Genomic DNA, 14467 nt, shown 5'->3' on the forward strand with positions numbered 1-14467 from the left:
CAGTGATAGAGAGTCAACGGTAGACAGTCAGCGCCAACGCGCCGAACAGACAGGTAAACAGGCTCAGGCGCAGCAACGCCGGATGCCAGAAAAAACGGTACAGGTCGAACCCGGACAGGAACCGGTCCAGCGCCCAGGAAAGCGCCGCGGCGATGAAAAACATCAGGGTCATGGTCGGCATGTACACGCCGTGGAAGGCGATTTCACGAGGCATGTTCAAGTCCTTGGGGCTGGCTGTTTGCGAAGGCGGCGAGCGGTGATTGCGGATCGAGCAGAGAGGTGCGGATGAAGTGCAGGTAGCTCTTCACCCGGCGCAACGCCGAGGTATCGAAGTGCGGGGCGAAGGGTTCGTCGGTGGACTGCACACGGCTGATCGCGTGATCGACGGCAATCAGCGCGCGTTCGAGATTGCTGCTGTTCGGTTGCAGGAACAGCCGCACCAGCGCACGCCCCATCACCCGGATCGCCTGGCGCCACGGCTGGGATTCGGCATAGGCCGGATGCACCGGCAAAATCGCCTGTTCCTTGCGCAACTCGATGATCGCGTGGCCGACTTCCAGCACTACGAACATCCAGCGCAGCAAGTCCCGCTGCACTTGCGGTTGGCCCGCCGCGAAGCCGTAGGCCTGATGCACCAGATCGCGGGTGCGGCTTTCGAAACTCGACGCCAATCCCTTGAGCTTGCCGCTGATGGCGTACACCACCTGGCCGCGCAAATCCTGCTCCAGCCGACGCCACAGCCAGCGGCTGTTGGGCGGCAGAATGATCGCCCCGGCCGCTGCGCACACCAGCATGCCCAGCACCATGGCGATGTAGTCGTTGATGAAGGTGTAGGGGTTGTAGACCGTGAGGTTGTCCGGCACCGAACCGGTGCTGAAGAAGATCAGCAAACCCAGGCCGACGCCGACGTATTGCGGCCGCGAAGTCAGGAACGAGCCCAGCACGATCACCGGCGCGAGCATCACGCACAGCAACGGAAATCCGTCGATCCACGGGAAAATGAAAAACATCTCGACGAAGCCGATCAGCGCCCCGAGCAATGTCCCGCACGCCATCTGAAAGGCCATGCGTTTCGGGTTCGGGGTGGCGGCGGACAGGCCCACCGTCGCGGCGGCAATCAGGGTCATGGTCGCCCCGCTCGGCCAGGCGGTTGCCACCCAATAGCTGCCCAATACCGCCAGAATGAACGCTGCGCGAATTCCCGATGCTGCCGCTGCCATCCAGTTGGTTTGCGGGGTGAACGGCTCGTCCCAGCGCTCCCGTTCGTGACTGTGATCGGCCAGGGAGGCGTGGGTCTGTGCATAACCGTGCAAGTCGTCGACGAAACGATAGAGCAGCTCGTACGCCGTGTGGAAATCCAGTTGCTCGGCATCGCTCGGATCGCTCTGCTGGAACGTTGCCCGCAGACAACGCACCCGCGCCGGCAAACCTTCCTTGTAGGCGCTCAGCACCATGACCAGACGCGCCGCATCGGCGCTGGTCAGGGCACGACCGCTGAAGCCGTCGAGCAACTCGGCGAGGTCCTGCAGACCCGGCTTGATGGCCGCAACCACGGTGTCCGCCGCGCTGCTGCGCAAGCGTTCGAGCAACTGGTGCAAGGCATTGAAGCGCGTGGTGATGCCCATGAACTCACTGTTCAGGCGACTGAGCCGGCCATTGCGCCGACGCATGTGCGGGTCTTCAAAAACAGTCACGCTGCGCAAGCCTTCCAGGCCCACGGCTTCGGCGATGAAACGCACGTTGCCGGCCTCGAACGCCTCCCGCTGACTGCGTCCGCGCAAGCCATCGGTGACGAACAGGGCGAACACGCCAAAGCGCTGATACAAGGCATTACGCATCGCCGCGCTAGCCGATTGCGGCAGGATGGCGGCACTGATCAGGGTCGAACAGAGAATGCCCAACGAGATTTCCAGCACCCGCCAGACCGCCGCCATGAACGCCCCCTCCGGATGGGCCAGCGCGGGCAAGCCGACCATCGCCGCGGTGTATCCAGCGAGGACGAAACCGTAGGCGCGGAAGTTGCGGCAGCGGGCGGCGCCGGCCGTGCAGATACCGACCCAGATCGCCAACGAACCGAGGAATAGCTCAGTGTTCTGCGCAAACAGGGCGATCAGCGCGACCATCACCGCCGAACCGGCCAGGGTGCCGAGAAAACGATAGAAACTCTTGGCGAACACCTGGCCGCTTTGCGGCTGCATGACAATGAACACCGTGATCATCGCCGTACGCGGTTGCGGCAGCTCCAGGCGCATGGCCAGCCATAACGCCAGGAATGCCGCGAACAGTACCTTGAAAATGTAGACCCAAGTCACGCCATCGCTGCGTGCCCAGTCGAAGAAACCCCGGCGCCATTCCAGGGAGTACAGCCAGCGCAAGGGTGCGGGCAAGGGAGTCATGAAATCCTGCTCAATAAAAATAAGGTCAGACTCAGGACCTGTGGGTTCGTGTTCAACGCAAAAGGCTCGGGGTTTTCGGCACTTGAGTCTGTTCGGCGTTCGGCACGTCAATACCGGCACCGAGACCACCGCCCAACGCCGTCACCAGTTCGGCATGGGCACTGAGGCGCGCCGCCTGAACCTGCTGCTGCACTTGCTGCTGCTTGAACAACAAGGTCTGGGCATTGAGCACGTTGAGGTAGTCGGTCAGGCCACGCTGGTAGGCGATCATCGCGATGTCGTAGGTCTTCTGCGCAGTGGCCACCGACTCGGCGGCGAATGCCTGCTGCTTGTCCATGGACTCGCGGCGGATCAACTGGTCGGAGATGTTTTTCAGGGCGTTGACCAGGGTCTGGTTGTACTTGGCCACGGCGATGTCATAACCCGCCGAGGCTTCGCCCAACTCCGAGCGCAAGCGCCCGCCATCGAAGATCGGCAACGAAATCGCCGGCCCCACGCTGTAGTTGAGTTTCTTGCCGGTCAAGAACTCCAGGGCTCCACCGCCGGTGGCCATGTAGCCAAGGCTGCCGACCAGATCGACGTTCGGGTAGAAACCGGCATGGGCGACATCGATACCCCGCGCCTGCGCCGCCACTTGCCAACGACTGGCGACCACGTCCGGGCGTTGGCCGAGCAATTGCGCCGGCAGCGACGACGGCAGTTTCAGTGGCGCACCCAGTGACAGCGTCGGCCGCTGCAACTGCGCGCCCTCCCCCGGGCCCTTGCCGGCGAGGGCGGCGAGTTGGTTGCGGCTCAAGGCGATTTCTTCGTCGAGGGCGTCGATCTGACGATGGGTTTCCGGCAACGGTGTTTCAGCTTGGCTGACTTCGAAATGGGTGCCGATGCCACCGTCCAGACGCTTTTGCGCCAGTTCGAGAATCTGCTGTTGCTGCTTCAAGGTCGCTTCAACGATGTCCCGCTGGGCGTAGTGCAACGACAACTCGATGTAGACCCGGACGATGTTGTCCTGCAATTCGAGCTGGGCCTGACGAGCCTCGGCGACGGTCATGTGCGCCATGTCCACGGCGCGCTCGGTGGCATTGCTTTCGCGGCCCCAGAGGTCGAGGGCATAACTGAAACCCAGCGCGGCATTGTTGTCCCAGGTGGTGCTGTTGGCCAGCTCACCGGGGCCATAGAACTGGTCGGTAGGCCAGTTGTGACGCTTGAGGGTGGACTCGCCATTGATCTGCAGCGATTCGGCCGCTTCGGCCACGCCGGCCATGGACCTGGCCTGACGCACCCGGGCGGCGGCCATGGCCAGGCTCGGGCTGTCTTGCAGGGCGAGGTCGATCCAGCGATTCAGTTGCGGGTCGCCGTAGGCTTGCCACCATTGTGCGGTGGGCCAGTGGGCATCCTGCGCGGCGCTCTGGATCGCTTCGTCGGTAGCCAGTGAGTTGGCTTCCAGCGCCTTGCCCTGTGGGGCAATACCTCCGGTTCCGATGCAGCCGCTGATTGCCAGGGTTAAAGCCAAAACACTGAGCGGCTGAAGCGCTCTGCTGATGCGACGCGGCACTGCTGCGATTTCCTGAAATAGGGGGGAGGTACGAGATTTTCTGGAAACTGGAGTTCCGCTTTTGTGGGAGCGGGCTTGCTCGCGAAAGCGGTACATCAGTCGACATTGATGGTGAATGTCAGACCGTCTTCGCGAGCAAGCCCGCTCCCACAGGTTATGCGGTGGGTCGAGCCCCGGTTTGCCAAGTTGCGCAATTCTATGGGGCGGTCTGAATGGCGATAAGCTGGGATTCCTGTGAATCTTTGTTACCGTTAACGAGATAATCCTTAAGTCTGGGGTCTCAGACTCTGAAACTTCGTGTCACAATTTGCCATCGCACCCGAGAGCCCCCCATGGACACTTTGCAAAACATGCGCGCCTTCAGTTACGTGGCCGAAGCCGGCAGCTTCACCGCCGCCGCCGTGCAACTGGACACCACCACGGCCAACGTCTCGCGCGCGGTCTCCAACCTGGAAGCCCACCTGCAAACCCGCCTGCTCAACCGAACGACCCGCCGCATCGCCCTGACCGAAGCCGGCAAGCGCTACCTGTTGCGCTGCGAACAGATCCTGGCCTACGTCGAAGAAGCCGAAGCCGAGGCCAGCGACGCCCACGCACGCCCGGCCGGGCAACTGAAAGTGCACACCATGACCGGCATCGGCCAGCACTTCGTGATCGACGCCATCGCCCGCTACCGCAAGACCCACCCGGACGTGACCTTCGACCTGACCATGGCCAACCGCGTGCCGGACCTGCTCGACGAGGGTTACGACGTGTCCATCGTCCTCGCCAGCGAACTGCCGGATTCGGGTTTCGTCTCCCAGCGCCTGGGCATCACCTACAGCATCGTTTGCGCCTCGCCGGCCTACGTCAAAGCCAACGGCTGCGCACAAAAACCCAGCGACCTGCTCAACCACGCCTGCCTGCGCCTGGTCAGCCCGGTGATTCCGCTGGAGAAATGGGCCTTCGACGGCCCTGATGGCCAGGAAATGGTCACCATCAACAGCTCACCCTTCCTGGTGAACTCCGCCGACGCGATGAAAACCGCGATCATCAGCGGCATGGGCGTTGGGGTGCTGCCGCTGTACGCCGCGATAGAAGGCCTGCGCAACGGCACACTGGTGCGCGTGATGCCCAACTACCGCTCCCAGGAACTGAACCTGTATGCGATCTACCCGTCGCGCCAGTACCTGGATGCGAAGATCAAGACCTGGGTCGAGTATTTGCGTGGATCGTTGCCGGAATTGCTGGCGGCGCATCAGGCGGAATTGGCGGCGTATGAATTGAGCGGGAGTCTGGGTGGGGTTCGGGTGGCGAATTGATGGATGCCCAAACCCGGCTCACATCAGATTGATTCATTGTGGGAGCGAGCCTGCTCGCGATAGCGTTCTCACATTCAAATCTCTGTGAGCAGATACACCACTTTCGCGAGCAAGCTCGCTCCCACAGTTGGATTTGCATCAATCTGTCAGAAATTGGCCGGCTGTCAGGCTGCCTTCGCGAGCAAGCCCGCTCCCACATTTTGAATTATGCACGGTCAGGAAAATCAGGCCGGCCGGTAGGCCGCCTCGCTTTTGCTTTTGCGGTACACGCCCCCTCGAGAGGCTGAGCGCAGGTTCTGCGGAGTGGGCAACCCGGCATGGATGCCGGGTTAGCCGCCCCCGGCCATGGATGGCCGATGGCGGCGGGCCCACGGAGCAGGACCGGAGCGAGGGCACCCTGAGCCTAAGCGAAGGGCCGAACGTAAGGGGCAAGAGCCCTTGGTTACTTGGGGCTTTTCCAAGTGACCCGCCGTAAGGGCGGAACCGATAGCCGCCGTGACCGAAGAAACGGATATGCACACGGTCACCCACAACATGGTCGGCCCAGAGGCCGCCAAGACCAAACCAAACCGCAAACTGACAGCGCCGTCAGTTAGCCGTCACCCTCCTGACCAGCAAACAGGTTTATAAAGGAAACTACCTTACCCACCTACCGACCACCCAGCCCCGGCGCCCCACTCGCATGCGAATCCAGAAAAAATCCGCCCTGCTCGTCGCCCTTCTGATCGTCCTGGCAGCGCTGGGCCTGTGGTACGCCACCAAACCGGCCAAGGCCAAACTCGCCACCCCCACCGCCATCCCGGTGCGCGTGGTCGCCGTCGCCGAAAAAGACGTACCGCGCTACGTCAGCGGCATCGGTTCGGTACTGTCCCTGCACAGCGTCGTGGTCCGCCCGCAAATCGACGGCATCCTCACCAGATTGCTGGTCAAGGAAGGCCAACTGGTGAAAAAAGGCGACCTGCTGGCCACCATCGACGACCGGTCGATCCGCGCCAGCCTCGACCAGGCCCGGGCACAACTGGGCGAAAGCCAGGCGCAACTGCAAGTGGCGCTGGTCAACCTCAAGCGCTACAAGCTGTTGAGTGTCGACGACGGCGTGTCCAAGCAGACTTACGACCAGCAACAAGCCCTGGTCAACCAGCTCAAGGCCACCGCCCAAGGTAACCAGGCCTCGATTGACTCCGCCGAGGTACAGCTTTCCTACACACAAATTCGCTCCCCGGTTAGCGGTCGTGTCGGCATTCGTACCGTCGACGAAGGCAACTTCCTGCGCATGACCGACACCCAAGGCCTGTTCACCGTGACCCAGATCGACCCGATCGCTGTGGAATTCTCCCTGCCGCAGCAAATGCTGCCGACCCTGCAAGGCCTGATCAACGACCCACAGCACGCTCGGGTCAAGGCCTACATCGGGGCCGACACCGACGGCGAAACCGGCAACCTGCTCGGCGAAGGTCACCTGACCCTGATCGACAACCAGATCAACGCCAACACCGGCACCATCCGCGCCAAAGCCGAATTCGACAACGACGCACAGAAACTCTGGCCGGGCCTGCTGGTGACGGTAAAGATTCAGACAGCCCTGGATAAAGACGCGCTGGTGGTGCCGCCGACAGTCGTACAACGCGGCCTCGACCAGCACTTCGTGTACCGGGTCAATGGGGACAAGGTCGAAGCCGTGCAGGTGCAGATGGTCTATCAAGGCAGCGGCCAGGACATCATCAAGGGTGTGAAGCCGGGTGATGTACTGGTCAGCGATGGTCAGTCGCGGCTCAAGCCCGGCGCTACTGTGCAAGTGCTGACCGAGCCACCTCAGGTGGTGCGATCGGAGGCGGCGCAATGAAGGGCCATGGTTCGATTTCAGCCTGGTGCATCGACCACCCGGTGGCCACGGTCCTGCTGACGTTCGCCCTGGTGCTGCTGGGTGTCATCGCGTTTCCGCGCCTGCCGGTAGCGCCGTTGCCGGAGGCAGAATTCCCGACCATCCAGGTGGCCGCGCAACTGCCCGGCGCCAGCCCGGAAACCATGGCTTCCTCGGTGGCCACGCCCCTTGAAGTGCAATTCAGTGCCATTCCCGGCGTAACCCAGATGACCTCGAGCAGTGCACTGGGCTCGACCAACCTGACCCTGCAATTCACCCTCGACAAGAGCATCGACACCGCCGCCCAGGAAGTGCAGGCGGCGATCAACACCGCCGCGGGCAAACTGCCCAAGGACATGCCGAACCTGCCAACCTGGCGCAAGGTCAACCCGGCCGACAGCCCGGTGCTGATCCTCAGCGTCAACTCCTCGCTGATGCCTGGCCCGGAGCTCAGCGACCTGACGGAAACCCTGTTGTCCCGTCAGCTCAGTCAGGTCGACGGTGTAGGACAGGTCGTCATCACCGGTCAGCAGCGTCCAGCGATCCGTGTCCAGGTGTCCGCCGACAAACTCGCCGCCATCGGCCTGACCCTGGCGGACATTCGCCTGGCGATCCAGCAGACCAGCCTCAACCTGGCCAAAGGGGCGCTGTACGGCGAATCAAGCATTTCAACCCTGTCGACCAACGACCAGTTGTTCCACCCCGACGAATACAGCCAGTTGATCGTTTCCTACAAGGACGGTGCACCGGTTCACCTCAAGGATGTCGCGAAAGTCGTCAACGGTTCGGAAGATGCCTACGTTCAGGCCTGGGCGGGTTCGCAACCGGGCGTGAACCTTGTGATTTTCCGCCAGCCAGGCGCCAACATCGTCGAGACCGTGGATCGCATTCAGGCCGCGCTGCCGGCGCTGCAAGCGATGTTGCCCGCCTCGGTGCAGGTCAAGGTGTTGATCGACCGCACCCAGACCATCCGCGCTTCGCTGCACGAGGTGGAAATCACCTTGATGATCGCTGTAATGCTGGTGGTGGCGGTGATGGCGCTGTTCCTGCGCCAACTGTCGGCCACGCTGATCGTGTCGGCAGTGCTCGGTGTGTCGCTGATCGCCAGCTTTGCGCTGATGTACGTCATGGGCTTCAGCCTGAACAACCTCACGCTGGTGGCGATCGTGGTCGCCGTGGGCTTTGTGGTGGACGATGCGATCGTGGTGGTGGAGAACATTCACCGGCATCTGGAGGCCGGCGACGGCATGCGCGAGGCGGCGATCAAGGGCGCCGGCGAGATCGGTTTTACCGTGGTGTCGATTAGTTTCTCGCTGGTGGCGGCGTTCATTCCGCTGCTGTTCATGGGCGGTGTGGTCGGCCGGCTGTTCAAGGAGTTCGCCCTGACCGCCACCTCCACCATCATGATTTCGGTGGTGGTTTCGCTGACGTTGGCACCGACCCTCGCTGCGCTGTTCATGCGCGCGCCCGTGCATCATGCCCACGACAAACCGGGGTTCGGTGAGCGCCTGTTGGCGTGGTACGAAAAAGGCCTGCGCCACGCCCTCGCCCACCAGAAATTGATGATCGGCGTGTTCGGTTTGTCCCTGGGGTTGGCCGTCGCCGGGTACATCTTTATCCCTAAAGGTTTCTTCCCGATTCAGGACACTGGCTTCGTTCTCGGTACCACCGAAGCAGCTGCGGATATTTCCTACGGCGACATGGTGAAAAAACACCTGGTGATGGCCGAAATCGTCGCCGCTGATCCTGCGGTTCAAGCATTTTCCCACTCGGTCGGCGTCTCGGGCAGCAACCAGACCATCGCTAACGGTCGCTTCTGGATCGCCCTTAAAAAGCGCGGCGACCGTGATGTTTCGGCCAGCGAATTCATTGACCGGATTCGCCCGCAACTGATGAAAGTCCCGGGCATCGTCCTGTACCTGCGTGCAGGGCAAGACATCAACCTCAGCTCCGGCCCGAGCCGCGCCCAGTACCAATACGTGCTCAAGAGCAACGACGGTGCGACCCTCAGCACCTGGACCCAACGCTTGACGGAAAAACTGCGCAGCAACCCGGCGTTCCGCGATATTTCCAACGACCTGCAACTGGGCGGTAGCATCACCCACATCAGCATCGACCGTAGCGCCGCTGCACGTTTCGGCCTCACCGCCAGTGACGTCGACGAAGCCCTGTACGATGCTTTCGGCCAGCGTCAGGTCAATGAATTCCAGACCCAGATCAACCAGTACAACGTGATCCTGGAACTGGATACAAAGCAGCGCGGCAAGGCCGAAAGCCTCAACTACTTCTACCTGCGCTCGCCCCTGAGCGGGGAAATGGTGCCGCTGTCGGCCCTGGCCAGGTTCGATGCGCCGACTGTCGGCCCGCTGTCCATCGCCCATGACGGGATGTTCCCCGCCGCCAACCTGTCGTTCAACCTGGCCCCCGGCGTGGCACTGGGCGATGCGGTGATCATGCTCAACCAGGCCAAGGCCGACATTGGCATGCCGACCGCCATCAGCGGTAATTTCCAGGGCGCGGCCCAGGCGTTCCAGAGTTCGCTGGCCAGCCAGCCGTGGCTGATCCTGGCGGCGCTGTTGGCGGTGTACATCATTCTCGGCGTGCTCTACGAGAGCTTCGTGCACCCGCTGACGATCATTTCGACCTTGCCTTCGGCGGGCCTCGGCGCGGTGATCATGCTGTGGATCTGCGGCCAGGACTTTTCGATCATGGCGCTGATCGGGCTGGTGTTGCTGATCGGTATCGTGAAAAAGAACGGCATCCTGATGATCGACTTCGCCCTCGAAGCGCAGCGCAATGGCGGAATGTCGCCTGAGGAAGCGATTTTCAAGGCCTGCATCACACGGTTCCGGCCGATCATCATGACCACCCTCGCCGCCCTGCTCGGCGCTCTGCCGTTGATGCTCGGCTATGGCACCGGCGCCGAATTGCGCCAGCCCCTGGGGATCGCGGTGGTCGGCGGTTTGCTGGTCAGCCAGGCACTGACGCTGTTCACCACGCCGGTCATATACTTGTGGCTTGAGCGGCTATTCCATCGACCTAAACCTGCGCCAGAACCGGTGCTGGCGACCACAGACTGAGGCGGGGTCATGCGCGTTCTGATTATCGAAGACGAAGAAAAAACCGCGGACTATCTACATCGCGGCCTGACGGAACAGGGTTTCACCGTGGATCTGGCCCGCGATGGTGTGGAAGGTCTGCACCTGGCGCTGGAGAGCGACTACGCGGTGATCGTCCTCGACGTCATGCTGCCGGGCCTCGACGGCTTCGGTGTGTTGCGCGCCCTGCGTGCGCGCAAGCAAACCCCGGTGATCATGCTCACCGCCCGCGAGCGTGTGGAAGACCGCATCAAGGGCTTGCGTGAAGGCGCCGATGACTATCTGGGCAAACCGTTTTCCTTCCTTGAACTGGTGGCACGCCTGCAAGCGCTGACCCGGCGCAGCGGCGGTCATGAACCGGTGCAAGTGAGCATCGCCGACCTGTGGATAGATTTGATCAGCCGCAAGGCCACCCGCGCCGGTACACGCCTGGACCTGACCGCCAAGGAGTTCTCGCTGCTCAGTGTGCTGGCCCGGCGCCAGGGTGAAATCCTCTCGAAAACCGCCATTGCCGAGATGGTCTGGGACATCAATTTCGACAGCGATGCCAACGTCGTCGAAGTCGCGATCAAACGCCTGCGGGCCAAGCTCGACGGGCCGTTCGAAGAGAAACTGCTGCACACCATTCGTGGCATGGGTTATGTGCTGGAGAGCCGTGGTGTCCAGTAATTCCATCGCCCTGCGTCTGAGCGCAATGTTCACGCTGGTGGCGCTGCTGGTGTTCCTGCTGATCGGCTGGGCGCTGTACCAGCAGGTCGACAAGGGCCTGGGCCTGCTGCCAGAAGCCGAACTCGATGCGCGCTACAGCGTGCTCGAATCCACGGTCGGCCGTTACGGCACGCCTGAGCACTGGGTGAAGATCAACAACAAGCTCAACCTGCTGAGCGAAGAAGACAAGCGCATCAGTTTCTGGATCATCAGCGGCGATCCACACTACGAATACGGCAACCTGACCTCGCAGATCCGTGCCTTTGCCCAAGGCCCGCTGGGCACGCGCGACATGCATCTGCCGGAGCACCCGTATCCGCTGAAAGTGCTGGTCAGCGAGTTTCCGGCCAAGGACCAGCGCCCAGCGTTGCGCTTCATGATCGCCATCGACACCGAAACGTTTTTCCATACCCAGCATCACCTGCTGGTCGCACTGATCAGCCTGGCGATTGCCGGTGTTCTGCTGGCCTCGGCACTGGGTTATTGGGTGGCGCGGATCGGGCTCAAGCCGCTGATCAAACTGTCCCAGGAAGCCCAGCGCCTGGCCCCGCCGTTGCGCTCGGGGCGCTTGCGATTGTCACCGTTGCCGCCGGAACTCGATCAATTCGTCAGCTCGTTCAACTCGACCCTGGAACGGGTCGAGCAAGCCTACTCGCGCCTTGAGTCATTCAACGCCGATGTCGCCCACGAACTGCGCTCGCCACTGACCAACCTGATCGGCCAGACCCAGGTCGCATTGACCCGCGGGCGCTCCGCCGAGCACTACTTCGAAGTGCTGCAATCGAACCTCGAAGAGCTTGAGCGACTGCGTTCGATCATCAACGACATGCTGTTTCTCGCCAGCGCCGACCAGGGCAGCAAGGCGACCAAGCTCACCTCAACCTCGCTGGCCGATGAGGTGGCCACGACCCTGGAATATCTGGATTTCATTCTCGAAGACGCTCAGGTCCAGGTTGAGGTCAATGGTGACGCGCAGGTGCGCATCGAGATCGCCCATCTGCGCCGGGCGTTGATCAACTTGCTGAGTAATGCGGTGCAGCACACCGCGCCCGGGCAGGTGATTCAAGTGCGGATCGAAGCCCAGGAGCATCAAGTCAGCATCGGCGTCGCCAACCCGGGTTCGCCGATTGCCAACGAACATCTGCCGCGCCTGTTCGAACGCTTCTACCGGGTCGATGCGTCGCGCAGCAACAGCGGCCACAATCACGGTCTGGGGCTGGCCATCGTCAAGGCAATTGCGCTGATGCATGGCGGCGATGTGTTCGTGCGCAGTGATCATGGGATGAATACTTTCGGGATTCATCTTCCCGTCTGAAACCCTCCCACATTGGATTGGGTTGAACACATATAAGCGGCCAATCAACTATTGCCATAAGCGCAACAGTCCTTTCATGAATCCGCTCTTTTTCCCCTCGCCTCATATCCTTATCTTTGCCCGCACCAAACAGCACTTGCCAAGCAAGAAGGTTTTAAAAATGTCCAACAGTATGGGTATTGCCAGCGCTTTCGTTTTGTCCTCTTTGTTCCTGTCGCCATTGGCGATGGCGGAAGAATCGCAGACTTTCGTCGCGCATAACGCCGCACGCGCTGCAACGTTCGAAGAGCATCAGATCGAGATGACGGCCAAGGCTGCTCAAGACTCCCAAGCCCCGCAGGCATCCAGCATCCAGGCCCAGCCACTGGCCGAGAAAGACAGCTGACCCGCACCGATCACTCCCGTTTCCCTCGACACTTTTCATCGGCTCTTCCCTTTGAGAAGTTGTCTTCAAAGCCGCTGCTGTCAGCGGCTTTTTTTATAGTGGCGACTCGGCCTTCATTGCAATTTGCGCAACGAAAGTCACTGATGCCCACACCCAGGATCAATCGTTCGAGCAACGGGAACGATTCACTCGGCTGCTACGTTTATGCAACTACGCTTAGAGCGTCCCTTTAGCGAACGTCAGCCCTATGACCGCAAGCCGCACTGCACATTTTCAAGGCCCGACCGGGCGACCCGAGATCATGGTGATCTTCGGCAGTACCCTGACCGTCATCTCGATCCTGTGCATCGTCACTTTCCTGCTGATCCGCGAACACGCCTACGCCCAGCAGACCGCCACACGCAGCGCGACCACCATTGCGCAACTGATCGATACCGATGTCCTGCGTACGGTCGAGCTCTATGACTTGACCTTGCAGGGCCTGATCGCCGCCGCCCAACGGGACGACCTTAAACAGGTTGCACCGCAGATCCGTCATCTGGTGCTGTTCGACCGCTCCACCACTGCGCGCTACAAGGGCGACATCCTGCTGCTGGACAAGCACGGCGACGTGCTGGCCGACTCATCATTGATCGAGCCGAAACCGGGCAACTTCGCTGACCGCGATTATTTCCTGGCCCATGTCTCCAATCGCGACACCGGCATGTTTATCAGCCGACCGTTCAAGCCACGCTGCGACTGCGATGACAGCGACGAATGGCGCATCAGTTTCAGCCGGCGCATTTCTTCGCCCACGGGTGAGTTTCTGGGGGTCGCGGTGGCGTCGATGCGCATGAGCTACTTCGACCAACTGTTCAACAGCCTCGACATCGGCAACGGCAGTACGCTGGGCATCATTAACGATGACGGGATCCTCCTGGCGCAGAAACCGTACCGGGAGCAAAACGCCATCGGCAAAAGCTTCTCCAGCCGTCCCAACGTCGCACGCATGCTGCGCGAGCGCAGTGGTACCTTTGAAAGCGTGTCGAGTGTCGATCATCAACGGCGCCTGTACACCTTTACCCGGGTCGGCAATCTGCCGCTGACCGTCATCGTGGCCCTTTCCATCGACGAAGTGTTCGCCACCTGGAACCGCACGGCCTATGTGATCAGCGGTGCAACAGGGGTCTTGTGCATCGGCCTGTTGTGGCTGACCTGGCTGCTCTGCCGCGAGCTGCGACGGCGCCAAAGTGCCGAGCAGGAATTGGCGCAACTGGCGGCCACCGATGCCTTGACCGGCGTGGCCAACCGTCGATCCCTTGATCAGACCCTGCGCCATGAATGGTTTCGTGCGCAGCGCAGTGGCAGGCCGTTGTCGTTGCTGATGATCGATGCCGATCACTTCAAGGCCTTCAATGACCGGCACGGGCATCAGGCCGGCGACGAAGCCTTGCGGGCGTTGGCCGGGGTCCTGCGCGCCAATGTCCATCGCCCGACGGATCTGGTGGCTCGCTATGGCGGCGAGGAGTTTTCGGTGATCCTGGCCGAAACTGACAGTGAAGGCGCGAAGCAGATCGCCGAGCACATCCGCGAGGCGGTGCAGAAACTGCCACTGGTGGACGTCGGTGGACCGCCGATGAGTGTGAGTATCGGTATTGCCACCTGGACGGCGGCCAGCGATATCAACCTGGAGCAATTGCTGTTCAGTGCCGACAAGGCGCTGTATCAGGCCAAGGAAGGGGGGCGTAACCGGGTGGTTTGTGTCGAATAGGATTTTCATTGGATGGGAGAACGCCATCGCGAGCAAGCTCGCTCCCACAGGGGAATGCAATCAACTGTGGGAGCGAGCTTGCTCGCGATGAGGCCAGCCCA

The 14467-nt window shown here is 61.5% G+C and carries 10 protein-coding genes; 7 read left to right on the forward strand and 3 right to left on the reverse strand.

Features of this window, described 5'->3' with window-relative positions:
• Window positions 1-13 precede the first annotated feature (13 nt).
• Genes AC1Q6Y_RS05000 through AC1Q6Y_RS05010 form a run of 3 tightly spaced genes read right to left on the reverse strand, consistent with a single transcriptional unit; the run spans window position 14 to window position 3948 of the window.
• Window positions 14-214, reverse strand: a complete 201-nt coding sequence (locus AC1Q6Y_RS05000) for a DUF1656 domain-containing protein (protein WP_090457594.1) — start codon at window positions 212-214, stop codon at window positions 14-16.
• Window positions 204-2396: an FUSC family protein gene (locus AC1Q6Y_RS05005; RefSeq protein WP_492624110.1), complete on the reverse strand. Its 2193-nt coding sequence runs from the start codon at window positions 2394-2396 to the stop codon at window positions 204-206. The genes AC1Q6Y_RS05000 and AC1Q6Y_RS05005 overlap by 11 nt, the downstream gene beginning before the upstream one ends.
• A 52-nt stretch (window positions 2397-2448) precedes the next feature.
• Window positions 2449-3948 carry an efflux transporter outer membrane subunit gene (locus AC1Q6Y_RS05010; protein WP_492624111.1) on the reverse strand — a complete coding sequence of 500 codons (1500 nt, stop codon included), beginning with the start codon at window positions 3946-3948 and terminating at the stop codon, window positions 2449-2451.
• A gap of 332 nt (window positions 3949-4280) precedes the next feature.
• Between AC1Q6Y_RS05010 and AC1Q6Y_RS05015 the strand changes: the two genes are divergently transcribed.
• The 7 genes from AC1Q6Y_RS05015 (at window position 4281) to AC1Q6Y_RS05045 (ending at window position 14366) form a co-directional block, all read left to right on the forward strand.
• On the forward strand, window positions 4281-5249 hold the full coding sequence (locus tag AC1Q6Y_RS05015; protein WP_150814291.1) for a LysR family transcriptional regulator: 969 nt from the start codon (window positions 4281-4283) through the stop codon (window positions 5247-5249).
• Between the two features lie 682 nt (window positions 5250-5931).
• Entirely contained in the window at window positions 5932-7092 is a 1161-nt protein-coding gene (locus tag AC1Q6Y_RS05020; protein ID WP_057713371.1) for an efflux RND transporter periplasmic adaptor subunit, read from the forward strand.
• The gene (locus AC1Q6Y_RS05025; protein ID WP_492624112.1) at window positions 7089-10190 is read left to right on the forward strand and encodes a multidrug efflux RND transporter permease subunit; all 3102 of its coding nucleotides are present in this window, start codon (window positions 7089-7091) and stop codon (window positions 10188-10190) included. Before AC1Q6Y_RS05020 ends, AC1Q6Y_RS05025 begins: the two co-directional genes overlap by 4 nt.
• A 9-nt stretch (window positions 10191-10199) precedes the next feature.
• Window positions 10200-10877 (forward strand): heavy metal response regulator transcription factor, encoded by a 678-nt coding sequence (locus AC1Q6Y_RS05030; RefSeq protein ID WP_056726212.1) that lies wholly within the window; start codon window positions 10200-10202, stop codon window positions 10875-10877.
• Window positions 10867-12231, forward strand: coding sequence for a heavy metal sensor histidine kinase (locus AC1Q6Y_RS05035; protein ID WP_492624113.1), 1365 nt, complete (start codon window positions 10867-10869; stop codon window positions 12229-12231). Before AC1Q6Y_RS05030 ends, AC1Q6Y_RS05035 begins: the two co-directional genes overlap by 11 nt.
• A gap of 160 nt (window positions 12232-12391) precedes the next feature.
• Window positions 12392-12616: a hypothetical protein gene (locus tag AC1Q6Y_RS05040; protein WP_057713368.1), complete on the forward strand. Its 225-nt coding sequence runs from the start codon at window positions 12392-12394 to the stop codon at window positions 12614-12616.
• A 247-nt stretch (window positions 12617-12863) separates the two neighbouring features.
• Window positions 12864-14366: a sensor domain-containing diguanylate cyclase gene (locus AC1Q6Y_RS05045; RefSeq protein ID WP_492624114.1), complete on the forward strand. Its 1503-nt coding sequence runs from the start codon at window positions 12864-12866 to the stop codon at window positions 14364-14366.
• Window positions 14367-14467 lie beyond the last annotated feature (101 nt).

The organism is Pseudomonas sp. GW823-FHT06E10, from assembly GCF_058794995.1.

Bases quoted from the DNA above. Each gene is read 5' to 3' on its own strand.
- AC1Q6Y_RS05005 (WP_492624110.1), bottom strand. From the start codon at position 2,396: ATGACTCCCTTGCCCGCACCCTTGCGCTGGCTGTACTCCCTGGAATGG.
- AC1Q6Y_RS05040 (WP_057713368.1), top strand. From the start codon at position 12,392: ATGTCCAACAGTATGGGTATTGCCAGCGCTTTCGTTTTGTCCTCTTTG.
- AC1Q6Y_RS05025 (WP_492624112.1), top strand. From the start codon at position 7,089: ATGAAGGGCCATGGTTCGATTTCAGCCTGGTGCATCGACCACCCGGTG.
- AC1Q6Y_RS05030 (WP_056726212.1), top strand. From the start codon at position 10,200: ATGCGCGTTCTGATTATCGAAGACGAAGAAAAAACCGCGGACTATCTA.
- AC1Q6Y_RS05015 (WP_150814291.1), top strand. From the start codon at position 4,281: ATGGACACTTTGCAAAACATGCGCGCCTTCAGTTACGTGGCCGAAGCC.
- AC1Q6Y_RS05045 (WP_492624114.1), top strand. From the start codon at position 12,864: ATGACCGCAAGCCGCACTGCACATTTTCAAGGCCCGACCGGGCGACCC.
- AC1Q6Y_RS05020 (WP_057713371.1), top strand. From the start codon at position 5,932: ATGCGAATCCAGAAAAAATCCGCCCTGCTCGTCGCCCTTCTGATCGTC.
- AC1Q6Y_RS05000 (WP_090457594.1), bottom strand. From the start codon at position 214: ATGCCTCGTGAAATCGCCTTCCACGGCGTGTACATGCCGACCATGACC.